25 protein-coding genes are annotated in these 24,181 nt (G+C 69.1%); 3 read left to right on the top strand and 22 right to left on the bottom strand.

The annotated features are described in order from the left end of the window. Positions 1 to 13 precede the first annotated feature (13 nt). The 5 genes from DBV35_RS18490 to DBV35_RS18470 form a co-directional block, all read right to left on the bottom strand. Entirely contained in the window at positions 14 to 766 is a 753-nt protein-coding gene (locus DBV35_RS18490; RefSeq protein ID WP_108661767.1) for an amino acid ABC transporter ATP-binding protein, read from the bottom strand. Beyond that, positions 763 to 2,271 carry an argininosuccinate lyase gene (argH, locus tag DBV35_RS18485; RefSeq protein ID WP_108661766.1) on the bottom strand — a complete coding sequence of 503 codons (1,509 nt, stop codon included), beginning with the start codon at positions 2,269 to 2,271 and terminating at the stop codon, positions 763 to 765. Before argH ends, DBV35_RS18490 begins: the two co-directional genes overlap by 4 nt. Continuing rightward, on the bottom strand, positions 2,268 to 2,972 hold the full coding sequence (locus DBV35_RS18480; RefSeq protein ID WP_108661765.1) for an amino acid ABC transporter permease: 705 nt from the start codon (positions 2,970 to 2,972) through the stop codon (positions 2,268 to 2,270). Before DBV35_RS18480 ends, argH begins: the two co-directional genes overlap by 4 nt. A 4-nt stretch (positions 2,973 to 2,976) precedes the next feature. After that, positions 2,977 to 3,648, bottom strand: coding sequence for an amino acid ABC transporter permease (locus DBV35_RS18475; protein WP_205648723.1), 672 nt, complete (start codon positions 3,646 to 3,648; stop codon positions 2,977 to 2,979). A gap of 310 nt (positions 3,649 to 3,958) precedes the next feature. Beyond that, positions 3,959 to 4,795, bottom strand: a complete 837-nt coding sequence (locus tag DBV35_RS18470; protein WP_108661763.1) for a transporter substrate-binding domain-containing protein — start codon at positions 4,793 to 4,795, stop codon at positions 3,959 to 3,961. Between the two features lie 192 nt (positions 4,796 to 4,987). Between DBV35_RS18470 and DBV35_RS18465 the strand changes: the two genes are divergently transcribed. Then, positions 4,988 to 5,971, top strand: coding sequence for a LysR substrate-binding domain-containing protein (locus DBV35_RS18465; RefSeq protein ID WP_170134978.1), 984 nt, complete (start codon positions 4,988 to 4,990; stop codon positions 5,969 to 5,971). Between the two features lie 51 nt (positions 5,972 to 6,022). Here DBV35_RS18465 and DBV35_RS18460 read toward each other — a convergent pair whose 3' ends face one another. The 9 genes from DBV35_RS18460 to DBV35_RS18420 form a co-directional block, all read right to left on the bottom strand. Continuing rightward, a complete protein-coding gene (locus tag DBV35_RS18460) occupies positions 6,023 to 6,370 on the bottom strand; it encodes a RidA family protein (RefSeq protein ID WP_108661761.1) in 348 nt (115 codons plus the stop codon). A gap of 81 nt (positions 6,371 to 6,451) precedes the next feature. Next, entirely contained in the window at positions 6,452 to 7,570 is a 1,119-nt protein-coding gene (locus DBV35_RS18455; protein ID WP_108661760.1) for an NAD(P)/FAD-dependent oxidoreductase, read from the bottom strand. Positions 7,571 to 7,577: 7 nt separating this feature from the next. Beyond that, positions 7,578 to 8,957: an FAD/NAD(P)-dependent oxidoreductase gene (locus DBV35_RS31315; protein WP_108661759.1), complete on the bottom strand. Its 1,380-nt coding sequence runs from the start codon at positions 8,955 to 8,957 to the stop codon at positions 7,578 to 7,580. Continuing rightward, on the bottom strand, positions 8,954 to 9,247 hold the full coding sequence (locus DBV35_RS18445; RefSeq protein ID WP_108661758.1) for a (2Fe-2S)-binding protein: 294 nt from the start codon (positions 9,245 to 9,247) through the stop codon (positions 8,954 to 8,956). The genes DBV35_RS31315 and DBV35_RS18445 overlap by 4 nt, the downstream gene beginning before the upstream one ends. Then, complete coding sequence (locus tag DBV35_RS18440) at positions 9,231 to 10,337, bottom strand: NAD(P)/FAD-dependent oxidoreductase (protein WP_108661757.1); 1,107 nt, start codon at positions 10,335 to 10,337, stop codon at positions 9,231 to 9,233. The genes DBV35_RS18445 and DBV35_RS18440 overlap by 17 nt, the downstream gene beginning before the upstream one ends. Beyond that, positions 10,334 to 11,131, bottom strand: a complete 798-nt coding sequence (locus DBV35_RS18435; RefSeq protein WP_108661756.1) for an ABC transporter permease — start codon at positions 11,129 to 11,131, stop codon at positions 10,334 to 10,336. Before DBV35_RS18435 ends, DBV35_RS18440 begins: the two co-directional genes overlap by 4 nt. Further along, positions 11,128 to 11,970 (bottom strand): ABC transporter permease, encoded by an 843-nt coding sequence (locus DBV35_RS18430; RefSeq protein WP_108661755.1) that lies wholly within the window; start codon positions 11,968 to 11,970, stop codon positions 11,128 to 11,130. Before DBV35_RS18430 ends, DBV35_RS18435 begins: the two co-directional genes overlap by 4 nt. Continuing rightward, a complete protein-coding gene (locus DBV35_RS18425) occupies positions 11,967 to 13,016 on the bottom strand; it encodes an ABC transporter ATP-binding protein (protein ID WP_108661754.1) in 1,050 nt (349 codons plus the stop codon). The genes DBV35_RS18430 and DBV35_RS18425 overlap by 4 nt, the downstream gene beginning before the upstream one ends. Positions 13,017 to 13,115: 99 nt before the next feature. Then, positions 13,116 to 14,162, bottom strand: a complete 1,047-nt coding sequence (locus DBV35_RS18420) for an ABC transporter substrate-binding protein (protein ID WP_108661753.1) — start codon at positions 14,160 to 14,162, stop codon at positions 13,116 to 13,118. 136 nt (positions 14,163 to 14,298) lie between these two features. Here DBV35_RS18420 and DBV35_RS18415 point away from each other — a divergent pair, with 136 nt between their 5' ends. After that, positions 14,299 to 15,201, top strand: coding sequence for a LysR substrate-binding domain-containing protein (locus DBV35_RS18415; RefSeq protein WP_170134977.1), 903 nt, complete (start codon positions 14,299 to 14,301; stop codon positions 15,199 to 15,201). A gap of 15 nt (positions 15,202 to 15,216) precedes the next feature. Here the strand turns inward: DBV35_RS18415 and DBV35_RS18410 are convergent, their stop codons facing one another. Beyond that, positions 15,217 to 16,317: a hypothetical protein gene (locus DBV35_RS18410; protein WP_157961845.1), complete on the bottom strand. Its 1,101-nt coding sequence runs from the start codon at positions 16,315 to 16,317 to the stop codon at positions 15,217 to 15,219. Between the two features lie 235 nt (positions 16,318 to 16,552). Here DBV35_RS18410 and atzD point away from each other — a divergent pair, with 235 nt between their 5' ends. Continuing rightward, positions 16,553 to 17,659, top strand: coding sequence for a cyanuric acid amidohydrolase (gene atzD / locus DBV35_RS18405; RefSeq protein WP_108661750.1), 1,107 nt, complete (start codon positions 16,553 to 16,555; stop codon positions 17,657 to 17,659). Between the two features lie 6 nt (positions 17,660 to 17,665). On the opposite strand, the gene DBV35_RS18400 is transcribed toward atzD, so the two are convergent. From DBV35_RS18400 to DBV35_RS18370, 7 genes are all read right to left on the bottom strand, one after another. Continuing rightward, positions 17,666 to 18,991, bottom strand: a complete 1,326-nt coding sequence (locus DBV35_RS18400) for a Zn-dependent hydrolase (RefSeq protein ID WP_245943978.1) — start codon at positions 18,989 to 18,991, stop codon at positions 17,666 to 17,668. A 66-nt stretch (positions 18,992 to 19,057) separates the two neighbouring features. Beyond that, complete coding sequence (locus tag DBV35_RS18395; protein WP_170134976.1) at positions 19,058 to 19,834, bottom strand: IclR family transcriptional regulator; 777 nt, start codon at positions 19,832 to 19,834, stop codon at positions 19,058 to 19,060. Positions 19,835 to 19,897: 63 nt separating this feature from the next. Further along, positions 19,898 to 21,181 carry a TRAP transporter large permease gene (locus DBV35_RS18390; RefSeq protein ID WP_108661748.1) on the bottom strand — a complete coding sequence of 428 codons (1,284 nt, stop codon included), beginning with the start codon at positions 21,179 to 21,181 and terminating at the stop codon, positions 19,898 to 19,900. A gap of 1 nt (position 21,182) precedes the next feature. Continuing rightward, the gene (locus DBV35_RS18385; protein ID WP_108662007.1) at positions 21,183 to 21,707 is read right to left on the bottom strand and encodes a TRAP transporter small permease; all 525 of its coding nucleotides are present in this window, start codon (positions 21,705 to 21,707) and stop codon (positions 21,183 to 21,185) included. A 65-nt stretch (positions 21,708 to 21,772) separates the two neighbouring features. After that, on the bottom strand, positions 21,773 to 22,192 hold the full coding sequence (locus DBV35_RS18380) for a cupin domain-containing protein (protein ID WP_108661747.1): 420 nt from the start codon (positions 22,190 to 22,192) through the stop codon (positions 21,773 to 21,775). A gap of 53 nt (positions 22,193 to 22,245) precedes the next feature. Then, complete coding sequence (locus tag DBV35_RS18375) at positions 22,246 to 22,989, bottom strand: SDR family NAD(P)-dependent oxidoreductase (protein WP_108661746.1); 744 nt, start codon at positions 22,987 to 22,989, stop codon at positions 22,246 to 22,248. A gap of 126 nt (positions 22,990 to 23,115) precedes the next feature. Next, entirely contained in the window at positions 23,116 to 24,135 is a 1,020-nt protein-coding gene (locus DBV35_RS18370) for a DctP family TRAP transporter solute-binding subunit (RefSeq protein ID WP_108661745.1), read from the bottom strand. Between the last annotated feature and the right edge of the window lie 46 nt (positions 24,136 to 24,181).

Genomic DNA, 24,181 nt, shown 5'->3' with positions numbered 1-24,181 from the left:
CGGAAAAAGGCGCTCAACCGTCGTGGCGCAGGATGAGATCGAGGAAACGCTGGGTGCGGGGCGATTTGGGTGCGGTGAAGAAGTCTTCCGGCGGCGCGATCTCCACCACCGCGCCGTGCTCCATGAGGACGACGCGGTCGGCGACCTCGCGCGCGAAGCCGGTCTCGTGGGTGACGACGACCATCGTCATCCCGTCCTTGGCGAGGCGGCGCATCGCGGCGAGCACCTCGCCGACCATCTCGGGGTCGAGCGCGGAGGTCGGCTCGTCGAACAGCATCGCCTTCGGCTCCATCGCGATGGCACGCACGATCGCGACGCGCTGCTGCTGGCCGCCGGAGAGCTCCGAAACACGCGAGTGGAGCTTCTCCTCGAGCCCCACCATCGCGAGGAGCTCGCGCGCCCGCGCCTCCGCGTCGCGCTTTTTGACGATGCCGGCGCGGGTCGCGGCGAGGGTGACGTTGGTCTTCACGTCGAGATGGGGGAAGAGCGCGTAATTCTGGAAGACCATGCCGAGCTCACGCCGCACGCCGCGCCAGCTCCGCTCCGAGCCGCCATCGACCCGCTCCCCCTCCACGACGACCGCCCCGGAGGTGATCGTCTCGAGCCCGTTCATGCAGCGGATCAGCGTGGACTTGCCCGAGCCCGAGGGGCCGAGAATGGCGACGACCTCGCCGCGATCGACCGTGAGGTCGACGCCGTTGAGCGCCTTCACCCCGTTGGCGAAGGTCTTGGTGAGGGCGGTGACCTCGATGACCGGCCGCGTCACGGGGCGGCCCCCGCGGCGGTGCCGGCGATGGCGCCCATCGCGGCGTCGAGCTCGCGCGCCGCGTCCTCGCGCATCGCGCGCCACGCGGCGAGGCGCGCCTCGTCGGCGTCGAGCGCGGTCCCGGCGGTGGCGCGGAGCGTCTCGGACTGGGCGCGGCTCGGCCCGGTGCCGGACTGCGCGGTGACGATCGCAGAAGGGTCGAGCGCGTGCGCGATCTCCTCGGGCGCGATCGCGGGGCAGGATTCGCCGACCTCGGAGGCGGCCTGCGCGAGGCGCTCGGCCGGCGAGAGGGGGCTTCCGTCGAGCGACAGGCGCACGAAGCGGCCGACGATGTGGTGGGCGGCACGGAAGGTCATGCCGTGGAAGACGAGGCAGTCGGCGAGCGCGGTGGCCGTCGCGAAGTTCGCCGCCGCGAGCTCGGCCATGCGCTCTGTCTTCGGCTCGGCCGATTCCACGACCACGCGCGCGACGGGCAGCATCTCGGCGAGCTCGCCGAGCGCGTCCCACATCCAGCGCGTCGATTCGAGGCCGCTCTCCTGGCTGTGGCCGAACGGGACGGCGCGGCCGGCAGCGATCGCCGTCGTGAGCGCGCCGAGGAGCGCGGCCGGGCGCGCCTTCAGGTGTTCGAGCACCGCCAGATTCTTCTTCTGCGGCATGATCGAGGAGGTGATCGCGATCCGGTCCGGAAAGGCGAGCGTGCCGAACTCGAAGGTAGCCATCAGGTAGAAATCCTGCGCCATCCGCCCGATGGTCGCAGCGGCGGACGTCGCAGCGTAGAGGAGTTCGTTGAGCCCGTCACGGTTGGCGACGGCGTCGAGCGGGTGGTCCTGCGCCTTGCGGAAGCCGAGGAGGGTGGCGGTGCGGGCGCGGTCGATCGGGAACTCGGTGCCCGCCTGCGCGCCGGCGCCGAGGGGGCACTCGTCGAACCGGTCGAGCGCGTCGCCGATGCGCTGCGCGTCGCGCCGGAGCGCGGCCTCGATGCCGAGGAGATACCAGCCCCAGGTGATCGGCTGGGCGTGCTGTAGGTGCGTGTAGCCGGTCATCACCGTCGCGAAATGCGGAGCGGCGCAGGTGAGAAGCGCGGCGCGGAGCGCGAGGACCCCCTCGAAGAGGCGCTCGGCGAGGTCGCGGGCGCGGAGCCGATCCGCCGTCGCCTTCAGGTCGTTGCGCGAGCGGGCCATGTGGAGCCAGCCTGCCGTCGCCCCAATGCGGGCGAAAAGCTCGGCCTCGTAGTTGAAGTAGGCGTCCTCGCGCTCGGGATCGAGCGTGAAGGCGGCGGCCCCCTCATGGTCGAGCGCGTCGACGGTGCGCAGGATCTCGGCGGCGACCGCGGCCGGCATCAGCCCCGCCTCGGCGAGCATCACCACGTGCGCGCGGTTGATCGCGGCGAAGGCCGGGAGCGAGGGAGCGAAGGAGCGCGCGAGCAGCGGCCGGTAGACGCCGTCCACGATTTCGGGCGCGAGGGCCTCGGAGAGGAAGCCGGAGACTTTGGAGGGGGCGTTCATGCCGGGTCGACCGTTTGGAAGTGGGCGCTGACGCGGCGCTCGCGGCGGCTGCCGATCACGCGCTCGAGCCAGGCGGTGAAGAGGTTCAGGCTGAAGCAGATGACGAAATAGACGATCAGCACGAAGCCGAAGACGATGAAGGCCGGGCTGTGGCCCGTCATCAGCGTCGAGCGCTCCACGATGATCTGCGCGGTGCGCAGGAACTCCATCGCACCGACGAGGGAGGCGAGGGAGGTCGCCTGGATGAGGATGGAGAAGAGGCCGGTGAAGGAGGGGAGCACCGGCAGGATGATCTGCGGCAGGAGGATGAACCACATCGTCTCCCACGGGCGCAGCGCGAGCGCGGCGGCGCTCTCGCCCTGGTGGCGCGGGATCGCCGCGAAGCCGCCGCGCACGATCTCCGCCCCGTTCGCCGCGCCCCAGGTGGTGAGGGAGACGGTGGCGGAGGTGAACGGGTCGAGCGAGAGGCCGATGAGCGGGGCGCCGAAATAGGTGAAGAGCAGGTTCACGATCAGCGGGATGCCGCGGAAGAACTCCACGTAGACGATCGCGATCCACCGCACGACGACGTGCCGCGACACGGACATGATGCCGAAGAGGACCGAGATCACCGCGACGAGGGCGAGGGTGAGGAGGGCGAGCTGGAAGGTCGCGACGAGCCCGCGCCACAGGAGCGGCAATGTCTGGATGATGAGGTCCATGGCGTCAGGCCGTCCTGAAGGGTTTGTGGAGACGGTGCTCCAGCCGCCGCACCGCCCAGGAGAGGATGAGGACGAGGGCGAGATAGAGCGCGCCGATGGCGGCGAACATTTCGAGCGTGCGGAAGTCCATCGCGACGCGCGTCGTCGCGGCGAAGGTCAGTTCGGCAAGGCCGATCGCCTGCAGGTAGGACGAGTTCTTGAGGACCGAGATCGAGGTGTTGAGGATCGTCGGGATGCAGATGCGCAGGCCGATCGGGAGCGCGACGAAGCGCAGATAGAGGCCGGGCTTCAGGCCGAGCGCGTTCGACGCCTCCTTCAGCCCCTCCGGCACGCCCGCGAAGCCGCCGCGCACATTCTCCGTCATGTACGCCCCGCCCCACAGGGTGAGCGCGAGGACGCCGGACCAGAACCCGCCGAGCCCGAGCCCGACCGAGGCGAGGCCGTAGAAGATGAAGAAGATCTGCACGAGCAGCGGAGTCGAGCGGATGAAGTGGACGTAGCCGGTCGCGATCTGGCTCGCGACGGGGACGCGGAAGAGGCGCGCCGAGGCGCACACGATGCCGATGATCACGGCGAGGCCGATGGACAGGATGCTGAGGAGGATCGTCATCCCCAGCCCCGCCATGAGGTCCGGCATCGCCCCCCAGATGTAAGCAAAACTGAACGAATATTTCATGCGGGATCCGAGGCGGCTGGGCGGGGCGGTCGGCCCGCGCGATGCGAGCGGACGGGCGCGCGCGGCGGTCTCGTGCGGCGCGCGGCCGGCGGGCCCCGGTCGGAGCGGGGCGGCGTGGCGCGGGCGCGGTCGTGCAGTTGATCGAGTGGGCGTGCGGGCTGTTCGCAGGCCCCCCGCACGCCGCCGAGGGGGAGGCGCCGGCCGGTGTGGCGGCGTCCCGTCCTCGGGTCGGCACCCCGCGGCGCGCTTGTCATCGGAGGACCGCGCGGGGGGCGATCATCACGGCGCGCCGCGTGGGTGCCTTAGAGCCTCAGCTCTTCGGCATCAGGCTCATGTCCCAGAAGCGCAGCTTGTCCTCGAGCTCCTCGTCGCCGGCATATTCCTTGAACCAGGCGTCGAACTTGCCCTCGTCCGCCATGCGCGTCAGCGAGGCGTTGACGTAGTCGAGCCACTCGGTCTCGCCGGGACGGACCGCGGCGCCGCGGGTGCCGATCTTGTAGACCTCGTCGATCACGCGGACCTTGTCGTTCTTGGCCGCGAGCGACAGGAGCACGGGCGTGTCGTGGGCGTAGCCGTCGACGCGGCCCTGCATCAGCGCCTGGAGGGAGTCGGAGACGCCGTCGAGGAGGAGCTTGTCGACGTCCGGATAGCTCTCGTCGAAGAAGGGGATCTGCCACGCGCCCTTGATGAAGGCCACGGTCTTGCCGTTGAAGTCGGCGAGCGCCTCCATGTCCTCGTCGGCGCGCACGAGGACGCCCGAGGACGACCACGCGTAGGGCTGCGAGAAGTCGACGACCTCTTCGCGCTCGGCGTTGATGCCCATCGTGGCGATGATGATGTCGATCTTGTTGCCGATGAGGGCCGGAATGCGGTTCGCGGCGGTGACGCACACGATCTCGGCCTCGGCGTCGTCGCCGAAGGCGTATTTGGCGATCTGGTGGCCCATCGCGACCTCGACGCCGACCGGCTTGCCGGTCATGTCGAGGAAACCTTCCGGCGGGTAGTCGCACTTGGTGCCGACGCGCACGACACCGGCTTCCTGGATGGCGGCGGGGACGGGCGGCATGTCCTGTGCGAGGGCGGACGTGGCACCGGCGATGGCGGCGACGGCCACCGTGGCGGTGCGGAGAGTGGCAAGCTTGACCATGAGCGCGAACTCCTCTGCGGGCGACCCGCGACATGGCGGGCAGGGTGGATGGGGACCGGCCGGGCCGTCGCAACTGCCCGACTTTTAAGCGCATTCACAACTCGCTCAAAAACTATCCAGCCCTGGTTGCGCGGTGTCAAAGGACGAAAAATCGTGCTTTCATAACTCAATCTCATGGGTAGCATTGGTCCAATGCACGGGTTCACCCACCGGCAAGTCGAGGCGTTCCGGGCCGTCATGATCTGCGGATCGATGACGGATGCGGCGCGGATGCTGTCGGTGACGCAGCCCGCCGTCAGCAAGATCCTGCGCCAGATGGAGGCCGAGCTGGGGTTCGCCCTCTTCCGCCGCGATGGCGGGCTGAAACCGACCGAGGCGGCCGAGCTTCTCTTCGAGGAGGTGAAGCGCGCCTATAGCGGGCTCGACCATATCGCGTGGACCGCCGCGCAGATCCGCAGCCGCACCTCGGGCGTGCTGCGCATCGCCGTGCCGCCGGCCTTTTCCGGCGGATTTATCCAGCGTGTCGTGCGCAAATTGACCGATGAGGACGACACGGTGCGCCTCTCGATCCTCTCCTACAACTCGGAGGAGGCGGTCGACCTCGTCGCCTCGGGCCTGTGCGATCTCGGCTATGTCATGACCCCGGTCGCCCCCTCACGCGTCCTCGTCGGTGAGGTTATGACCGTGCCCTCCTTCGCGATCCTTCCGGCGACGCACCGCCTTGCCGGGCGCGAGCGGATCTCGGTGCGCGACATGCAGGGCGAGCATTTCGTTTCGATGGGCGAGGGGACGGCGAGCCGCCAGCGGATCGACGCGCTCTTCGCCTCGCACAATGTGGAGCGGGTGGCGCGGATCGAGGCGCGCTGGTCGCTCGCCGTCATCGGCCTCGTCGGGGCGGGTCTCGGCTGGGCGATCGTGGAGGGCTTCTCGGCGCAGGCCGCGCCCGCCTTCGGGTGCGTCGCGATCCCGCTCGCGGAGGCGGCGGACTTCACCTTCGTCTGCGTGCGGCCCCGGCGTGGGCGCGATAGCGCGCTGACGCGACGCTTCGTGGAGATGGTGGAGCAGGAGCTGCGCACACACGTCGCCCGCTGCAACGCGCCGATCCGCACGATGAGCCCCGCGGCGTGCGAGGCGGCGAGCGTCCCGGAGGCGCTCGCCGATCCCGTCGGGCGCTGACCCGTCGGGCGGAAGGGCCGGCAGGGCGAACCCCGCCGGCCGTGTCGCATCTTACGGCTTCGCCGCGGAGATCACGATCTCGATGTAGCAATCCTTGCCGAGCTCGGCGACGCCGATGGTGGCGCGCGTCGGCAGGGCCTCGGCCGGGATCCAGTTGAGCCAGGCCTCGTTCATCCCTTCCTTCGCATCGAAGTCGGAGATGTAGATCATCGCCGTCAGGATGTGCTCCTTGCTGGAGCCGACATCGGCGAGGAGCTTGTCGAGCTTGGCGCAGATCTCTTCGGTCTGACCCTTCATGTCCTTCGACTTGTCGTCAGCGGTGAGGCCGCCGAAGTAGAGGACGCCGTTGTGTTCCACGACGCGGTGGTTGATCCGGGTCTGGAAGTGCCGCTTGATCATGTTTGTCTCCTCAAGGTTCGGGAAGCGGTCAGCCGCCCGGCGCCGTGGACGCCGGGCGGAAGGGGTTGTGCGCCGGGCGGCTCAGGCCGCCGGCGGCGCGAAACGGGTGATCGAGAAGGGCTCCAGCGGCGCGTTCGTCCGCCCGTCGACGATGAGCTCGGCCATGATCGAGCCGACGCCGGGGCCGAGCTGGAAGCCGTGCGCGGAGAAGCCGAAGGCGTGGTAGGCGCCCTCCTCGGTGGAGGAGGGGCCGATCACGGGGATGTCGTCCGGCATCCGTCCCTCGATCCCGGCCCAGGCACGCACGAGTGTCGCGCCGGCCATGATCGGGAAGATCGCCTGCGCCGTCGCGGCGGTGTGCTTCAGCTGCGCGAAGTCGAGGTGGGTCTGGTTCGTCGCGGGATCGGCCCGGCCGCGCCGCCCGCCGCCGATCACGACCGTCCCGTTTGGCATCTGCTTGAAGGAGAGCGGCCGGCCGGTGGCGCCGACCACGGCGTCGCAGAAATGGGGCATGCGCGCCGCGACCAGCATCATCGGCGCGATCGCCTCCACGGGGGCCGTCTCGCCGAGCTGGGCCGCGATCTCGCCCGCCCACGCGCCCGCGCAATTGAGGACGCGCTCGGCGGTGAAGTTGCCCTTGTCGGTCTCCACGACGAAGTGCGTGCCCTCGCGGCGGACCTTGTTGGCGCGCGTCTCCTCGAAGAAGCGCACTCCCTCAGCCTCGGCCTTGCGGCGGAAGGCGAAGACCGTGCGGTAGGGCTCGGCGAAGCCGTCGCCGAAGCTCGCGAGGCCGCCGACACAGTGCGGCGCGACGGCGGGGAGGTTCTCCCGCAGCTCGGCCTCGGAGAGGACCACCTCGTGGTCGTAGCCGAGGCGGTTCAGCTCCGCCGCGCGGGCGGCGAGCGTCGCGAGCTCGGCCTCGTTCTCGGCGACCTTGATCTGCGCGGCGGGCTGGAAGCCGCAATGGTCGTCGACGATGTTCTCGATGTGGTGCCACATCGCCATCGAGCGGATGGAGAGCGGGATCTCGGCGACGTGCCGGCCGAGCTGGCGCACGCCGCCGGCATTGACGCCGGAGGCGTGGCGGCCGGCCGTGTCCTTCTCGATCAGGATGACCGACAGGCCCTTCTGCGCGCACTGGAGCGCGGCGGACGTGCCGTGCAGGCCGCCTCCGATGACGATCAGGTCGGCGCCGGTCATCGCCGGTTCACTCCGCCGCGACGGGTGCGTCGAGCGCGGCGAGCTCGGCGAGCGGCAGCGGCTTCAGCGGCGGGCGGATGCGGTAGTAGCCGACATCGGCGACGCTCTGGCCCCGCGTCGCTGCGATGATCTCGGCGACGACCAGCCCGCAGACGCGGCCCTGGCACGGGCCCATCCCGGCGCGAAGATACGACTTCACCTGGTTCGGCCCCGGTGCGCCGAGGCGCGCGGCGGCGCGCACGTCGCCCGCCGTCACCTCCTCGCAGCGGCACACCACGACATCGTCGGCCGGGGCGAGCGCCTCAGCCGACGGCGCGTAGAGCGCCTCGAGGAGGGGGCGGATCGCGCGGTCCTTGTCGAGCGCGGTGCGGACCTTCGTCCGCTCGGCGTCGCTCACCGCCTTGCCCGCCCGCGCCGCGATCGCCATCGCCGCGAGCCGGCCCGCGAGGGCGGCGGCCTTCGCGCCGCCGATCCCAGCCCCGTCCCCGGCGACATAGATGCCCGCGACGCTCGTCGCGCCGTCGGCGTCGACGACGGGGGCGAAAGCGCGCTGGGACTCGTCATAGCGGTGCTCGCACACGAGAAGGCGCGTCACCTGCTGGTTGGGGACGACGCCCTGGTGGAGCGCGACGTGCCGCGTCGGGATGCGCTGGCGCGCGCCGTCGGCGGTGAAGGTCACGGCCTCGACATGGCTCTCGCCCTCGATCGCGACACCCTCCGCGCCACGATGGATCGGGACGCCCGCCTGCTTCACGGCGCGCATCATCTGGAGGCCCTTGGCGAGATAGGCGGAGGCGGCGAGCGCCTTCGGCAGGTGCTTCGCGGCCGCGAGCGTGCGCCCCTTCGGCACCGTTTCCACGATCGCCTTCGGCGGCGCGCCGGCGGCGACCATCTGGCTCGCGATCAGCCACAGGAGCGGGCCGGAGCCGACGAACACGACGTCCGGCTCGATCACGCCGCTCGCCTTGAGGAGGATCTGGACGGCGCCCGCGGTCGTGACGCCCGGCAGGAGCCAGCCCTTCATGGGCGTCGCCCGCTCCACCGCGCCGGTCGCGACGAGGACGGCCCCCGCCTCGACCTGGAGCGAGCCGGTGCCGACCGAATAGTCGACGACCTTCTCCGGCGACACGTTCCACACGGTGGCGCCGGATTTGTAGGTCGCCCCGCACGCGCGGAAGGCGGCGACGAGGTCGGCCCCGTGGACGTAGTCCTTGCCGAGGATCGTGCGGCGGGCGGCGTTCGCGGCCTCGACGCCACGATAGATCTGGCCGCCGGGCGCGGGCGCCTCGTCGAGAACGAGGACGGAGAGGCCAGCCGCGCGTGCCTCGACCGCGGCCGCCATGCCGGCCGGGCCGGCGCCAATGATGACGAGGTCGGTCGTCGTCATGACAGAGCCTCCACCGCGCCGTTCTGTGTCGTTACCACGAGCCCGTCGCGGACCTCGACCATGCAGGCCTGCCGGTTGGGCTCGCCGTCGATCGCGACGAGGCAGTCGAAGCAGACGCCCATCATGCAATAGGGGCCGCGCGCCATGCCGGAGATGGCCGAGCGGCGCGTGGCGTCGAAGCCGGCCGCGATCAGCGCGGCGGCGACGCTGTCGCCCGGACGCGCCTCGACGGTCTCCCCGTCGAAGGTGAAGGCGATGCGCTCGCCCGAAGCGTCAATGCGCGTGGGCATCGAACCTCCCTGCGGTGAAGACGGACAGCTCGTCGCCATAGGCGCCCGCCGAGATCATCGGGGCGAGCGCGAGGGCGTGGGCGGCGGCGAGCGTGACGCCGGAATGGCAATTGACGGTGAAGGCGCCCGGATGGGCCGTCGACTGCTCGTAGATCGGATACCCGTCCGGCGCCATCACGCGCAGCGCCGCCCAGGAGCGGACGATGCGCAGAGGCTTCAGGAACGGGAACATCTTCACGGCGCGCGCGGCGATCTGCGCCATCGTCGGCGTCGTGGAGGTGAGGTTGAAGCCGACATCCTCGTGGCTGTCGCCGATCATGAAGGTGCCTTCGGACGTCTGGCGCACGACATGGGTCGGCATCGGGAGGAGGGGCTCGGCCCGCTCCGTCACGAGGATCTGCCCCTTCTGCGGCGCGACCGGAATGTCGAGCCCGACGCCGGGGCCGAGGGCGCGGTTGCCGAGGCCGGCCGCGAGGACGAGGCGTTCGCCGCGGAAGGTGCCGGCATCGGTCTCGGCGCGGAAGCCGTCCCCGTCGGGCGCGACCGCGCGGGTGCGCGCGTTCGGCACGATCCGCCCGCCGCGCTTCTCGATCGCGGTGTGGAGGGCGCGCAGCAGGTAGAGCGGGGAGGCGTGGCCGTCATGACGGCAATAGGTGCCGCCGACGACGTCGGGCCCGAGGCCCGGCACCAGCTTGCGCACCTCGTCCCCGTCGAGGATCTCCGCGCCATAGTGGGCGGCGCCGTGGACGTTGTGGAGGCGATGGATCAGCGCCTTGCGCGCGTCCATATCGGCCTCGGACATCGAGAAATGGAGGCCGCCCGGCTTCTCGTAGTGGGTGTTGATGCCCGTTTCCTCGGCGAGCATCGTCGTGAAGTCGGGCCACAGGTCCGCCGACCGTCGCGTCCATTGCGCGTATTCGGGCCGCCCGTCCCCCTTGGACTGCACCCAGACGAGGCCGAAATTGCCCCGCGAGGCGCGGAAGGCGATGTCGCCCTCGTCGAGCATCGTGACCGAATGCCCCTCGCGCAGGAGCCCGTAGGTGGTGGCTGCCCCCACGAGGCCGCCGCCGACGACGAGAAATTCGCTCATCGCCGGCCCTCCCCGATGAGAAGGCGATCGAGGCCGTAGAGCCGGTCGACAACGAGCATGACGATGACCGTGAAGAGGATGGCGACGGTGGAGACGGAGGCGACCAACGGGTCGGTCGTCTGCGCGATGTGGGAGAAGAGGCGCACAGGCAGGGTCGTGGTAGACGGGTTCACGATGAAGATCGAGACCGTCAATTCATCGAAGCTCGTGATGAACGCAAGCACAAAGCCGCCGACGACCCCAGGCGTGATCGCCGGAAGTGTCACCCGGCGGAACACCGTGAGCGGGCGCGCACCCAGCGAAACCGCAGCCTTTTCGATGGACGGGTCCATCCCGATGATCGACGCCAGAACGAGGCGCAGAACGAAGGGGATGATGATGACGGCGTGGCAGAGGGCGAGCCCGATGAAGGTGCCGTTCACCCCGAAGAGCGACAGGAAGCGCAGGAAGGAGATGCCGAGCACCACCGTCGGCACCGTCAGCGGCGACAGGAAGAGCGCCTGAAGCGCCTCGCGTCCGCGGAACTGGCCGCGACCGATCGCGAGCGCCGCCGGCACCGTCAGCACCGTCGCGATGGTCGCCGAGACGAGGCCGAGCTTCAGCGACACGATGAAGGCGTCGATGAAGTCCGGATTGTCGAGGATCGCGCGATACCAGCGCAGCGAGATCGCGCTCGGCGGGAATTCGAGGAACCCTTCGGGCGTGAAGGAGACCGCGATCACCACCACGATCGGCGCCAGCATGAAGATGGCGAAGAGGATCGTGACGGTGGTGGCGAAGGCGCCGTTCTTCATTGGAACACCCCCGCGAAGCGCCGCTCCACGATGCGGTTCCAGGACACCATGATGACGAGCACGGCGACGAGCAGGATCACCGCGATCGCGGCGCCGAGCGGCCAGTTCAGCGTGTTGAGGAACTCGTCATAGACGGTGGTCGCGACGACCTTCACCCGCCGCCCGCCGATGAGGGAGGGCGTCGCGAAGGCTGAGGCGGAGAGGGAGAAGACGATGAGCGAGCCGGACAGGATCCCCGGCATCGCCTGCGGCAGGACCACGCGGCGGAAGATCGTCGCGGGACGCGCGCCGAGCGACTCGGCCGCGCTGATCGTCGCCGGATCCTGCCGCTGGAGCGCGGCCCAGACGGCGAGCACCATGAAGGGCACCATCACATGGACGAGCGCCACCACGATGCCGCCGGAGGTGTACATCATGCGGACGGGGGAGGTGGTGAGGCCGATCCCCATCAGCGCGTTGTTGATGACGCCGTTGTTGCCGAGCAGGATCGCCCAGCCGAGCGTGCGCACCACGACCGAGATGAGAAGCGGCCCCAGCGTGACCAGCACCATGACCGAGCGCCAGAACGGGCGCATCCGCGTCAGGAAATAGGCGATCGGGGTGCCGATGATGGCGCAGATGATGGTCGTCACCAGGGCGATCGCGAAGGTGCGGCCGAAGATCTCGTAGAAATAGTCGTCGGTCAGCACGTCGATATAGTTGTGCAGGCCGAACGTCATCTCGATGCCGGTATAGAAGCCGAACGAGTTGAACGAGAGGATGAAGGTCATCACCAGCGGGATGACGAGCATCACCCCGAAGAGGACGAGGGCGGGCGCGGCGAGGAGGAAGGGGTTCATGCCCCGGCCTCGCGCGCGAGGACCCGCAGGTGCTCCGCCTGCCAGGCGAGGTGGACGGTGCTGCCCGTGTCCGGCTCCGAATGGCCCGAATTGCGCCGCGTGACGAGAAGCTCGCCGAGCGGGGTCGCGACCTTGAAGAGCCACTGGTCGCCGAGGAAGATCCGCTCCATCACCGTGCCGGTGATCTGCGCCTCCTCCGGCTCCACGAAGACGATCCGCTCCGGCCGGAGCGCGGCGAGGATCGGCCCGTCGGCGCGCGTCGCAGCCGGAGCCTCGAGGCGCACGCCCCCTTCGGTGACGAGCGCGCCGTGGTCGACCCGGCAGGGGATCGCATTGGACTTGCCGAGGAAGTTTGAGGTGAAGGCGTTCGTCGGGTTCTCGTAGGCGTCGAACGGCGTCGCCTCCTGGACGAGATGCCCCATGTGCATCACCGCGATGCGATCCGAAAGCGCCATCGCCTCGTTCTGGTCGTGCGTGACGAGGAGGGTGGTGACGCCCGCCTCCTGCTGGATGCGGCGCAGCTCGAGCTGCATCTCCTCGCGCAGCTTTGCGTCGAGGTTGGACAGCGGCTCGTCGAGGAGGAGAAGGTCCGGCTCGATGACGAGCGCGCGGGCGAGCGCCACGCGCTGGCGCTGGCCGCCGGAGAGCTGGCGCGGATAGCGCGCGGAAAGGTGGGAGAGGTGGACGAGGTCCAGCGTGCGCTCGATCCGGCTCTTGCGCTCGCGTCGGCGGATCGAGCGCATCTCGAGGCCGAAGCTCACATTCTCCGCAACGGTCATGTGCGGGAAGAGCGCGTAGGTCTGGAAGACGATGCCGAGGCCTCGCTCGCGGGCCGGGACGCCGGCGAGGTCGCGACCATTGAGGCGGATCGTGCCTCCGGTCGGCTCCTCGAAGCCGGCGATCATCTGGAGCGTCGTCGTCTTGCCGCAGCCGGAGGGGCCGAGGAGGGAGACGAACTCCCCGCGCGCCACGGTGAGGCTGAAATGGTCGACGGCGAGCGTCTGTCCGAACGCCTTCGTCAGGCTGTCGAGTTCGAGATATGCCATCGGATCCGGGTGTGTGCCGAAAGGGCGGACGTTGCCGCCGGGATGACGGCCGGGCCCTGCGAGCCCGGCCGCCGGTTCAGTTGAGCCGGTCTTGCGCGATCAGCGCTCGACCTCACGCGCCCAGCGCTGCGTCCACTCTTCGCGGTGCGGGTTGATGACGTCCCAGTCCACCGAGACGAGCGAGGCGACTTCCTCCGGGCCGTAGGGCACGATGGCGGCGAGGTCCTCGGAGATCTCGGCCTTCGCGTTCACCGGGCCGACGCCCATCGCATCGGCGATCCGCTCCTGGATCTCCGGGGTCAGCATGTAGGCGACAAAGGCCTGCGCGGCCTCCGGCACGTTGCTCTCCACCACCGGACAGGCGGCGAGCATCAGCGCGACGGCGCCTTCCTTCGGATAGGCGAAGGCAGCCGGGAAGCCGGTGTCGGCAAGGCTCTTGGTGCGGCCCGAGCCCCAGATGGAGATCGCGATCTCCTTGGACTGGAAGAGCTCGGACATGCGGCCCGAGGACGGCTCGAACACGAGCACGTTCGGCGCGACCTTGTCGGCCATCGCCTCGAAGCCGGGGTCGATATTGTCTTCGCCGCCGCCATTGAGGCGCGCCATCATCACGAGGGCGTGCAGGCCGTAGGTGTTGGAGATCGGCGGGACGACGAGGAGACCCTCATATTTCGGGTCGGTGAGGTCCATCCACGAGGAGGGCGGCTCCCAGCCTTCGCGCTCGAACCATTCGGTGCTGTAGGTGAAGCCCGTCGCGACATAGCCGAGGCCGACCGCGTTGTCGGAGAACTGGGCGTTGTCGTAGACGTCCGCGTTGATCACGCCGTCGGCGAGCGGGGCGCAGAAGCCGAGCGCGTCGGCCTGGTACATCGGGCCGTCATCGAGGATGACGACATCGAGGTCCTGGTTGCCCTTCTGGGCAACGAGGCGGGCGAGGTTCTCGGTGGAGTTGCCCGAGACGAACTCGACCTTGACGTCGTTCTCCTTCTCGAACTGCGGGATGACGAGCTCCTTCATGAGGGTCTCGAACGATCCGCCATATCCGCCGACGGTGAGCGTCTCCTGCGCGTGGGCGGCGCTGGTGAGGCCGGCGATGGGAATGCCGGCGAGCACACCGGCGGCAACAGTCGTCAGAAGCTTCTTCAACACTTCCCCCTGTCGTGTCGTCTAATTGGGCAGGCCAATGAGATGAGCATCGGCCATAGCTTTCAAATCAAATAATTTCAGTCTGCCATAACGTTACAACATGACCTATGAGACGCTCCTGCGGGGAGAAGAGCGCATGGCAAAGGCCAACATAAGGCAGATCGAGGCCTTCAACGCGGTCATGAAGGTCGGCTCCGTCACCGGTGCGGCGGCTGCCCTTTTCGTCAGCCAACCCGCCGTGACGCGGCTTCTCCAGGCGTTCGAGGAGGCGTGCGGCTTCCCCCTGTTCGAGCGCCGGCCGGGGCGTCTCACGCCAACGCCGGAGGCGCGCCAGCTCTTCACCGAGACCGAGACGCTCGAGGTCGGATTGTCGCGCGTGCGCCGCGTCTCCGAGGCGATCCGCAACCGCGAGCGGGGCGAGGTCTCCGTCGTCGCCTTCCCCGCGATCGCGATGCAGCTCGTCCCGCGCGTCCTCTCCGCCGCCTTCGCCCCCAGGCCGGAGATCCGCCTCACCCTGCTTGCCCGCACCTCGCGCTCGGTGGAGGACGCGATGCTCGCGCGCATGGCCGATTTCGGCCTCTCGCTGCTGCCGGCGGCGAGCTCCACGCTCGCCTCGCGGGCGCTGCGCGAATTCCCGATGGTGTGCGCCGTCCCGCGCGGCAACCGCCTCGCGAGCGCGCAGGAGGTCACGCTCGACGACCTCACCCGCGAGCGCTTCATCTCGCTGGGGCGCGACGACTTCTCGTACGGCGTCACGGCCGAGGCGTTCGAGCGGGCGGGGGTGCCGTTGCGACCCGTCGCGGAGGTGCAGATGGCGGAGGCGGCGAACGCGCTCGCGGCGAGCGGGTACGGTCTCGCCCTCGTGCCGAAGCTCCTCCTTATCGGACCGCAGGATCCCGATGTCGTCCACATCCCGCTCGCGACGCCGATCCGCATGACGATGTGGCTGATCACCCCCCTCGACACGAAGCTCTCCGTTCTCGCCGAGGAGGCGCTCGACCACATCCTGGAGGCGGTGGACGAACTCAGCGCGCGCTGACCCCTGCCGGCGGGCTCAGCCCATCCGACGGTTGAGGAAGTCGAGAAGCGGCGGCAGGACGCGGGTGCGGAAGGCCGGGCCGCGAAAGAGGCCGAGATGGTTGCAGCTCGCGGCGGTGACGTGCTCCCGCTGCGCGGCGGGAAGGCCCGTGCAGAGCGCGTGCGCCGCCTGTGTCTGCCCCGCGCCGACGATGCTGTCCTCGGCCCCCTCGATGGTGAGGAGGGGGCAGGCCCTGATGGCGGCGGGGTCGACCGCCGCGCCGCGATGGCGCAGCTTGCCCCGCGCGATGGCGCGGTTGCGGTAGACGGTGTCGATATTCTCGATGAAGAGCGTCCCGTCGGTGTCGATGAGAATGTCCGCGAGGTCCATCAGCGAGACGTCGGTGTCGATCTCGCCCATGTCCGACAGGGGGACGAGGCCGACCCAGTTGATGCCGAGCGCCTTCAGCGAGCGGCGCGAGACATAGCCCATCCACTGCACCTCGGCCGAGTAGACCATGCGCCCGACCCCGGCATGGCCGAACGGCACCGGGGTGAGGACGAAGCTGCGCAGGAAGATCGGCGAGGCGTTGGCGAAGCTGCGCGAGACGCTGGTGGGGTTCACCGCCGGGTCGATCGGCGCGCCGAGCATCGCGAGGGCGATGGGGGCGGCCGGGTCGTCGCGCGCGCAAAGGTGCGCGGTGGCGGCGAAGGCGGGAGGGCCGGATTGGCAGAGGCTGACGAGGCCCGCCCCCGGCCCCGCGTGCCGCATCCCCGCGACGATCGCCTCGATATTGTCGGCGAAGCGGAAGGGGCCCTTCACGAGCGGGATCTCGCGCGGGTCACGCCAGACGAGGAGGAGGACGCGAAAGTCCGGCAGGAGGCCGCGCACCATCTCGCGCATGATCGTCGGCAGGACGCCCGAGATCGGCGGCACGACCAGGATCGTGCCGAGCGCGGTCCGGTCGGTCCGGTCGAAGGCGGCGAGGAGCGTGAAGGGCGTGCGATCGATCGTCCAGGCCGTGACCGGCCCGTCGCCCTCGATGAAGATGCGCGCGGCGAGATCCTCGGCCTCGACCGAGACGATTTTGCGGTTGAACCCCAGAAACGAGTGGGCCTTCGAGGACGCGGAATCCATCGGGCCAGCCTCCCTTCCGCCGGGAACGGCACTCCCACCAGACCGTGTGGCGTCGAGTGACTTTGCGCACGCATCTGGGGCGAAGAAAACCCTCCGCGCGCGCCGCCGGGTCGGACGAAGCGTCGCGATGAGCTGGGGGCAAGCGGGGCCGCGCGCTTTTCCCGCCTCGGCGCCCCGGCACATTTTGTGCTTTCCCACTCCCGCGGCCCGCGCAGCGCCGCGCAAGGAGTTTCAGATGACCGGCCCAACCTCCATCGCCGTGTTCCGCATCGCGACCAGCGGCCCGGGCGACGCGTCGGGCCTCCTCGCGCTCATCGACGCGGGCGCGCTCGCGCCGGCGGACATCCTCGCCGTGTTCGGCAAGACCGAGGGGAATGGCGGCGTCAACGACTTCACCCGCGAGTTCGCGGTGTCGGCGCTGTGCGCCGCGCTCGCCCCGCGTCTCGGCCTCGACGCGGCGGCGGTGGAGCACAGGATCGCCTTCGTGATGTCGGGCGGCACCGAGGGGGTGCTCTCGCCCCACCTCACCATCTTCGCCCGCGCTCCGTCGGGCGCGCCGGTCGAGGGCAAGCGCCTCTCCGTCGGCATCGCCCAGACGCGCGACTTCTTGCCCGAGGAGATCGGCCGCGCGGCACAGATCACGGAGACGGCGGCGGCGGTGAAGGCGGCGATGGCCGAGGCGGGGATCGACGATCCGGCCGACGTCCACTTCGTCCAGGTCAAGTGCCCGCTCCTCACGAGCGCGCGGATCGGGGCGGCGCGCGCGCGGGGCGAGAGCGTCGCCACTCTCAGCACCTACACCTCCATGGCCTATTCGCGCGGGGCGTCCTCGCTCGGCATCGCGCTCGCGCTCGGCGAGATCGCGGCGATGCCGGCCGATTCCGACGTGCTGCGCGACTGGTCGCTCTATTCGCGCGTCGCCTCCGCCTCGTCCGGGGTGGAGCTGATGCACAATGTGGTCGTCGTGCTCGGCAACGCGGCCGGCTCGTCGAGCCCCTACGTGATCGGCCACGCGGTGATGAAGGACGCGATCGACCTCGCCGCCGTCGCAGAGGCGTTCGCGAGCGTCGGCTTCGACTTTCCCGCGATCGTCGCCGGGGAGATGGCGGGGCGCGTCGTCAACGTGTTCGCGAAGGCGGAGGCTTCGCCGGACGGGACCGTGCGCGGCGACCGGCACACGATGCTGGAGGACACCGACATCAGCTCGACGCGCCACGCGCGGGCGGCGGTCGGCGGCCTCGTCGCGGGCGCGGCGGGGACGGGCGCGATCTACATCTCGGGCGGCGCCGAGCACCAGGGACCGCCGGGCGGCGGCCCGATCGCGGTGATCGCGAAGGCCTGAGGCGGCTCAGCCCCGGTCTGCGCGGGCGACGACGCTGTGGAGGAGGGTGTTCAGCGCCGGCCGCAGTTCGGCCTCCGACACGAACTCGTTGTTGTTGTGGGTGATGCCGTCGCGGCAGGGGGTGAAGATCATCACCGTCGGGCAGATGCGGGCCATGAAATAGGCGTCGTGCCCGGCCTGGCTCGGCAGGTCTTGGTGGCGCAGGCCGAGCCGCCCCGCCGTGTCGCGCACGAGGGCGATCAGCGTCTCGTCGAAGATGCGGCCGCCCCAGTTCCAGGTGTCGAGCACGTCGTACCCGCAGTGGGTCCTCTTGGCGGCGGCTTCGAGCGCTTCCATCATCCGGCGCTGCATCTCGGCCGCGATCGCCTCGTCCTCGTGGCGCACATCGCACACGATCTGCGCCCAGTCCGACAGGATCCCCGCCTTGTTCGGCCAGGCGACGAGGCGGGCGGCGGTGCCCTTGCCGCCGGTCGCGGCGTGGTCGAGGCCGATATCGTCGACCGCCGTGAGGAGCCGCGCGCCGGCCGCCAGCGCATTGCGCCGCTTCTCCATCGGCCAGGGGCCGGTGTGGGCCGTCTCGCCGGAGAAGTTCGCGAGGAGCCCGTGTGAGTGGTAGGCGTGGGTCACGACCCCGACCTCCATCCGCGCCGCGTCGAGGATCGGGCCCTGCTCGATGTGGAGTTCGAAATAGGCGTCCGGAACGATGCCGCCGACGGGATGGTCGCCGGCGTAGCCGATGCGAGCGAGCTCGTCGCCGAAGCGGGGGCCGTCATCGGCCTTGAGCGACAGCACCCAGTCGAGCGCGTAGGACCCGGCGAAGCAGCCCGAGGCGACCATCGGCGGGGAGAAGCGGGCGCCTTCCTCGTTGGTCCAGTTGACGATCTCGATCGGCCGCCGCGTCACGTGGCCGAGATCGTCGAGGGTGCGTACGAGCTCCAACGCGCCGAGCACGCCGACGATCCCGTCGAACCGGCCCCCGTTCGCCTGGGTGTCGAGGTGGCTGCCGACGAAGACCGGGGGCAGCGTGTCGTCGGTCCCGCTCCGGCGGGCGAAAATGGTGCCGACCTTGTCCACCCGCACGTCGAGCTGCGCCTCCCGGCACCAGGTGACGAAGACGTCCCGCATCGCCCGGTCGTCGTCCGTGAGGGCGAGGCGGCTGAGCCCGCCCTCGCGCCCGACCCCGATCGTCGCGGAGGTCTCGATCGTCGACCAGAAGCGGGCGGTGTCGACGCTGCAATCGGTGGGGAGCATGGGCTTGGCCTTGAGCGGTGGTCGGAGGGCGGCCGCATCGCGGTCTTCGACGCGCACCGGGCCGACGATGCCACGCCGCATGCCGTCCCGTCGATTGGACCGGAGCGCCGTGGGAGAGGTGCCCGATCTGGCGGCCGGGCGGCCCTGTCAGTCCCGGTAGGCGGGGTTACGGCGGGGACGGGCCGCGATCACCGTCATCGTCTTGCGCTGGAGGCTGCGCTCGATGTCGGCGGCGATCTCCTTGATCTTGTCGATCAGGAAGGTCTCGCAGATCTCCTCGAACTGCTGCGTCGACACGACGAGGACGACGCTGCCGAGGACGCGGCCCTCGGTGTCGTTCACCGGCGCGGCGACGCCGACGAGGCCGGGAAAGACCTCCGCATGGGTGATGCAGTAGCCGGCGCTGCGGATGCCGCTCATGTTGCGCATGAAGGCGTCGATCGTGTCGCCGAGCCCGTTCTCGCTGATCCGCTCGCTGTTGTGGGCGTAGATGCTCTTCAGCTGCGAGATCGACAGGTTCGCGAGGATGACCTTCGCCATCGCGCCCTTGAAGATCGGCATCGAGCGGCCGCGCTTGTAGATCTCGGGGATGCTGTGATCGGTCCAGGCGAAGTCGGTGCACAGCACCTTGTCGCCATAATAGTTGCACAGCATCACGTTGAGCTCGAGATCCTCCGAATGGAAGCGGATCAGGTGCCGCGCGACGCGGGCGAGCGGGTCGTTCTCGCGCTTCAGCATCTCGAGTTCGATGACGCGCGAGCCGATGATGTAGTTGCCGCCGCTTGCGGGGGTGAGAAGGCCCGAGCGGGTGAGCGCCTGGAGATAGCGGTAGGTGCTCGCGCGGGAGGAGCCGCAAAGCTCCGCCGCGCGGCCGACATCCAGCGTCAAGTTCTTCTCGTCGAACCCGTTCAAGATCGAAAGCATCTTGTCCAGGCTGTTGATCTTGGATCCGTCTTGGTCCGATGACATGGCTGCCTTCCGAATAGATCAATCTCCGGACAAGAGCGCTGCCGGCGCGGTGACGATTTGGGGGAAGATGATAAGGAGGAGCAAGACCATGACCTGCGCGACGATGAAGGGCCAGATGCCGACGATGACCTTCGGCAGCGAGATGCGCGAGACGCCGGCGACGACGTTGAGCACCGAGCCGATCGGCGGGGTGAGGAGGCCGACCGCGCCGGCGATCATGAAGATCACCGCGAAATAGACCGGGTCGATCCCCGCCTGCCGGATCGTCGGCATCAGGACGGGGACGAGGATCAGGATGATGGGCACCATGTCCATCGCGCACCCGATCACGAGCACCAGCGCCACGATGACGAGCATCAGGAGGGTCGGGTTGTCCGAGAACGGGGCAACCAGCGCCTCCACCTGCATGGTGAGGCCGGCGATGGTGATCATCCAGCTCGACACGAGCGCGGCGGCGACGAGGAACATGACCATCGCGGTCGTCTTCGCCGCGCCAAGGAAGACGTGGAAGAGCTGGCTGAAATTCAGTTCGCGATAGATGACCATCGAGACGAAGAGCGCGTAGACCGCCGCGACGACACCGGCCTCGGTCGGCGTGAAGACGCCGAAGCGCAGGCCGACGAGGATGATGACGGGGAGGAAAAGCGCCCAGATGCCCGCCCAGAGCTCGCGCAGCACCGTGCGCAGCGGCACGCGCGGCAGTGTCGTGCTCTCCTCCTTGCGGGAGACGAGGAACCACGCGACCGTCAGCCCGAGGCCCATGATGAGGCCGGGCACGATGCCCGCGATGAAGATCGACGTGATCGAGATCTTGCCGACGACGCCGATGAGGATGAAGCCGATCGACGGCGGGATGACGAGGGCGGAGATGCCGGCCGAGGCGATGAGGCCCGCCGAGCGGCCGGCATCGTGACCGGCCTTCACCATCATGGGGACGAGGATCGCGGCGAGGGCGGCGGCGTCGGCGGCGGCCGAGCCCGACAGGCTCGCGAGCACGGCGGCGGCGAGGATCGCGACATAGCCGAGGCCGCCGCGGATATGGCCGACGGCCGCGACCGAGAGGTTGACGATGCGGCGCGAGAGGCCACCCGCGTTCATCACCTCGCCCGCGAGCATGAAGAAGGGGACGGCCATCAGCGGGAAGCTGTCGGCGCCGTTCAGCATGTTCTGGGCGACGATCTGGGCGTCGAAGAGGTCGAGATAGACCATCAACGCCATGCCGGTCATGATCAGCGCGTAGGCGATCGGCATTCCGATCGCCATGCTGCCGATGAGCGTTCCGAGGAAGATCAGGAGCGCCATTCTACTTCACTCCGGCTTGCTTGAGCGCGGCCATTTCCTCGTCCACCGAGATGATGCGGTCGAGCCGGCCGGTGAGGATGAGGTAGAGGCGCCACAGGAAGATCGCGCCGGTGGAGACGCCGAAGATCAGCCCCACGCCGAAGAAGAGCGATTGGGAGAGGCCGGTGGCGGGCGCGTAGGTGTGGAGGTTCACCTTCACCTGCACCCAGGTGCCGGCGATGATCAGCCACGTCGCGTAGAGCATCAGGACGTGCCCGACGGCGAGGCAGAGGATGCGCAGCGGCCGGGGCAGATTGTTGACGACGAAGTCGAGCCCGAGGTGGCCGTTTTCCTGGAGCACCAGGATCGAGCCGACGAAGACCAGCCACACGAAGAGCCAGCGCGAGAACTCCTCCGACTCGGTGATCCCGGAATTGAAGGCGTAACGCAGGACGACGTTGCCGAAGACGAGGACGACCATGCCCACGAGGCAAAGGACGACGAACCACTTCAAGGCCATGAAGTAGAAGTTGAGTATCCTGGGCATGGTTTTCCTCCCGCGCATCTCGCCCATGCGGGCGGTGGCCGTGGCCCCGCCCGTCTTCGTTGAGGTCAGTTCGGGCGTCGGTAGCCTTCGAGCGTGCTGTCGTCCACGTCGGGCAGATTGACGACGATGTTGTCGGGCGTGCGGCAGGTGAGCCAGACCAGCGAGTCGGTGATGCTCATGTTCACCTCGACGTGCGGCATGTACGGGGGCACGAACACGAAGTCGCCCTCCGTCATGTCGACATACTCCTTGTAGTCCTCGCCATAGTAGATCCGGCCGTGCCCCTTGAGGACGTAGCCGCCCGTCTCGGCCTCGCCGTGATGGTGGGGCGGGGAGCGGAAGCCGGGCTCGTTGGAGACCTGGCCGAACCAGATCTTGGTGGCGGGGGTGTGCTGCGGGCTGACGCCGGACTTGCGGACCGCGTCGCCGGACTGGCCGGTGTTGGTGTCGAGCGAGTCTTTGCGGGTGACGACGGGTTTGACCATGGTGGGGGAGTTCCTTCTTCGGTCTTGTTGGGGACGGCCTGGCGGGTGGCGGCTCAGTTCATGTGCAGGCCGCCGTTCACGTCCAAAGCCGTGCCGGTGATGTACGAGGCGAGGTCGGAGGCGAGGAACACGCAGGCGGACGCCACGTCCTTCGGCTCACCGAAGCGGCCGATCGGGATGGTCGGCAGGACCTTCGCCGTCATCGCCTCGTCGTAGAAGTCCTTGGTCATCTGGGACATGATCACACCCGGATTGACCGAGTTGATCCGGATGCCGGCGGGGGAAACGTCGCGCGCGATCGACTTCACGAGGCTCATGACGCCGCCCTTCGAGGCCGCGTAGTGCGGGCCGCCCATGAGGCCGCCGCCCCGCTGCGCCGCGATCGAGGCGATGCAGATGATCGACGCGCCGTCCGTCATCAGCCGCAGCGCCTGCTGCGTCATGATCAGCGTGCCGCGCAGGTTCACGTCCATGATGGCGTCGTAGTCCGCCATCGTGATGTCGACGGTCTTGCGGGGCTGCGTGATGCCGGCATTGTTGAGGAGGATGTCGAGCCCGCCGAAGCGCTCGCGCACCATGTCGAAGACGTGGCGCGAGGTCTCCTCGGAGCGCACGTCCGCGGCGACGCCAATGGCGTTGTCGCCGAGCGACTGCGCCGCCGCCTCGACCTCTGGGCCGCGCAGGTCGACGAGGACGACGCGCGCCCCATGCTCGACGAAGGCCTTCGCGGCGGCGAAGCCGATGCCCTCGACATTGCCGGCCCCGGTCACGACGGCGGTTTTCTCACGCAGAAGCACGCAATTTCCCCTTGATCTTGGTTGGATGCTCGCGAGCGGGCGGGCGCGGCGTCATCGATGGCGGCCGGGCGCGCGGGGTCGCGACGATGGGGCCCTCCCGGCGATGGCCGGGAAGGCCCGTGCCGATCACTGGCCGCTGGAGTTGGCCTGGACCGCCTCGTTGAAGGACTTCACGATCGCCGGGTCGAGCTGGGCGCTGACCTTCTCGACGACCGGCTTCACCGCGTCGCGGAATTCCTGCAGCGCCTCGTCGGAGATCTCGTCGATCTGCATGCCCTTTTCCTGAAGGAAGGCGAGGGTGTCGGCGCTCGACGCGTTGATGATCTCACGGTTGAAGTCGGAGGATTCCAGGCACGCCGCGCGCACGGCGCTCTTCTCGTCGTCGGTAAGGCCGTCCCAGAAGCGCTTGCTCGAATAGACCACCGAGATGGTCGTGAAGTGCTTGGTCTCGGTGAGATAGTCCTGCACCTCGTAGAAGGAGGTGGAGCGCGTCACGTCGTTCGCGATCTCGTTGCCGTCGATCGCGCCGGTCTCGAGCGCAGTGAAAGTCTCGGGGAAGGGGAGCGGCGTCGGGTTGATGCCCATCGCCGACAGCGCGTCGATATAGACGCTGTTCTGGATGGTGCGCACGCGCAGGCCCGACACGTCCGCGAGCTTCGTCACCGGGCGCTTGTTGTTGGTCATGTTCCGGAAGCCGTAGTCCCAGAAGCAGAGGCCGACGAGGTTCGAGCCCTGCATCTTGTCGAGGATCTCCTCGGCGACCGGGGTGCGCGTCACGGCGTCGAGCTGCGCGTAGCTGTCGAACATGAAGGGCAGGTTGAAGAGGTTGAATTCCGGGACGAGCGCGGCGAGGCCGGCCGTCGTCGTCACCGCCATCTCGATGATGCCGCCCTGGGCGGAGGAGATGGACTGGATCTCGTTGCCGATCTGCGCATCGGGGAAGCCGCGCACGTCGACCGAGCCGCCGGTCTTCTCGGCGACGAGTTCGGCGAAGCGGTCGACCGTCTGGCCCATCGTGCTTTCGTGGGAGACGGGGTAGCTGAACTTGATGGTCTTCGCGTCAGCCTGACCGGTGACGGTCGCCAGGGTGAGCACGATCGTGCCGAGGGCGGCCGCGCCGCGCGCGCCGGTTCCGAGCGCCTTCATGGGAATCCTCCGAGTGTTGTTTCGACCGCGGGTGGCGTCGGCCGTT

Source organism: Acuticoccus kandeliae, assembly GCF_003073115.1.
Note: the sequence above shows the minus strand (reverse complement) of the source record. Positions and strands in the feature narration are given on the sequence as shown.

Coding starts and splice junctions, on each gene's coding strand:
- argH (WP_108661766.1), bottom strand. CDS start 2,271: ATGAACGCCCCCTCCAAAGTCTCCGGCTTCCTCTCCGAGGCCCTCGCG.
- DBV35_RS18480 (WP_108661765.1), bottom strand. CDS start 2,972: ATGGACCTCATCATCCAGACATTGCCGCTCCTGTGGCGCGGGCTCGTC.
- DBV35_RS18475 (WP_205648723.1), bottom strand. CDS start 3,648: ATGAAATATTCGTTCAGTTTTGCTTACATCTGGGGGGCGATGCCGGAC.
- DBV35_RS18470 (WP_108661763.1), bottom strand. CDS start 4,795: ATGGTCAAGCTTGCCACTCTCCGCACCGCCACGGTGGCCGTCGCCGCC.
- DBV35_RS18465 (WP_170134978.1), top strand. CDS start 4,988: ATGCACGGGTTCACCCACCGGCAAGTCGAGGCGTTCCGGGCCGTCATG.
- DBV35_RS18460 (WP_108661761.1), bottom strand. CDS start 6,370: ATGATCAAGCGGCACTTCCAGACCCGGATCAACCACCGCGTCGTGGAA.
- DBV35_RS18455 (WP_108661760.1), bottom strand. CDS start 7,570: ATGACCGGCGCCGACCTGATCGTCATCGGAGGCGGCCTGCACGGCACG.
- DBV35_RS31315 (WP_108661759.1), bottom strand. CDS start 8,957: ATGACGACGACCGACCTCGTCATCATTGGCGCCGGCCCGGCCGGCATG.
- DBV35_RS18445 (WP_108661758.1), bottom strand. CDS start 9,247: ATGCCCACGCGCATTGACGCTTCGGGCGAGCGCATCGCCTTCACCTTC.
- DBV35_RS18440 (WP_108661757.1), bottom strand. CDS start 10,337: ATGAGCGAATTTCTCGTCGTCGGCGGCGGCCTCGTGGGGGCAGCCACC.
- DBV35_RS18435 (WP_108661756.1), bottom strand. CDS start 11,131: ATGAAGAACGGCGCCTTCGCCACCACCGTCACGATCCTCTTCGCCATC.
- DBV35_RS18430 (WP_108661755.1), bottom strand. CDS start 11,970: ATGAACCCCTTCCTCCTCGCCGCGCCCGCCCTCGTCCTCTTCGGGGTG.
- DBV35_RS18425 (WP_108661754.1), bottom strand. CDS start 13,016: ATGGCATATCTCGAACTCGACAGCCTGACGAAGGCGTTCGGACAGACG.
- DBV35_RS18415 (WP_170134977.1), top strand. CDS start 14,299: ATGGCAAAGGCCAACATAAGGCAGATCGAGGCCTTCAACGCGGTCATG.
- DBV35_RS18410 (WP_157961845.1), bottom strand. CDS start 16,317: ATGGATTCCGCGTCCTCGAAGGCCCACTCGTTTCTGGGGTTCAACCGC.
- atzD (WP_108661750.1), top strand. CDS start 16,553: ATGACCGGCCCAACCTCCATCGCCGTGTTCCGCATCGCGACCAGCGGC.
- DBV35_RS18400 (WP_245943978.1), bottom strand. CDS start 18,991: ATGCGGCGTGGCATCGTCGGCCCGGTGCGCGTCGAAGACCGCGATGCG.
- DBV35_RS18395 (WP_170134976.1), bottom strand. CDS start 19,834: ATGCTTTCGATCTTGAACGGGTTCGACGAGAAGAACTTGACGCTGGAT.
- DBV35_RS18390 (WP_108661748.1), bottom strand. CDS start 21,181: ATGGCGCTCCTGATCTTCCTCGGAACGCTCATCGGCAGCATGGCGATC.
- DBV35_RS18385 (WP_108662007.1), bottom strand. CDS start 21,707: ATGCCCAGGATACTCAACTTCTACTTCATGGCCTTGAAGTGGTTCGTC.
- DBV35_RS18380 (WP_108661747.1), bottom strand. CDS start 22,192: ATGGTCAAACCCGTCGTCACCCGCAAAGACTCGCTCGACACCAACACC.
- DBV35_RS18370 (WP_108661745.1), bottom strand. CDS start 24,135: ATGAAGGCGCTCGGAACCGGCGCGCGCGGCGCGGCCGCCCTCGGCACG.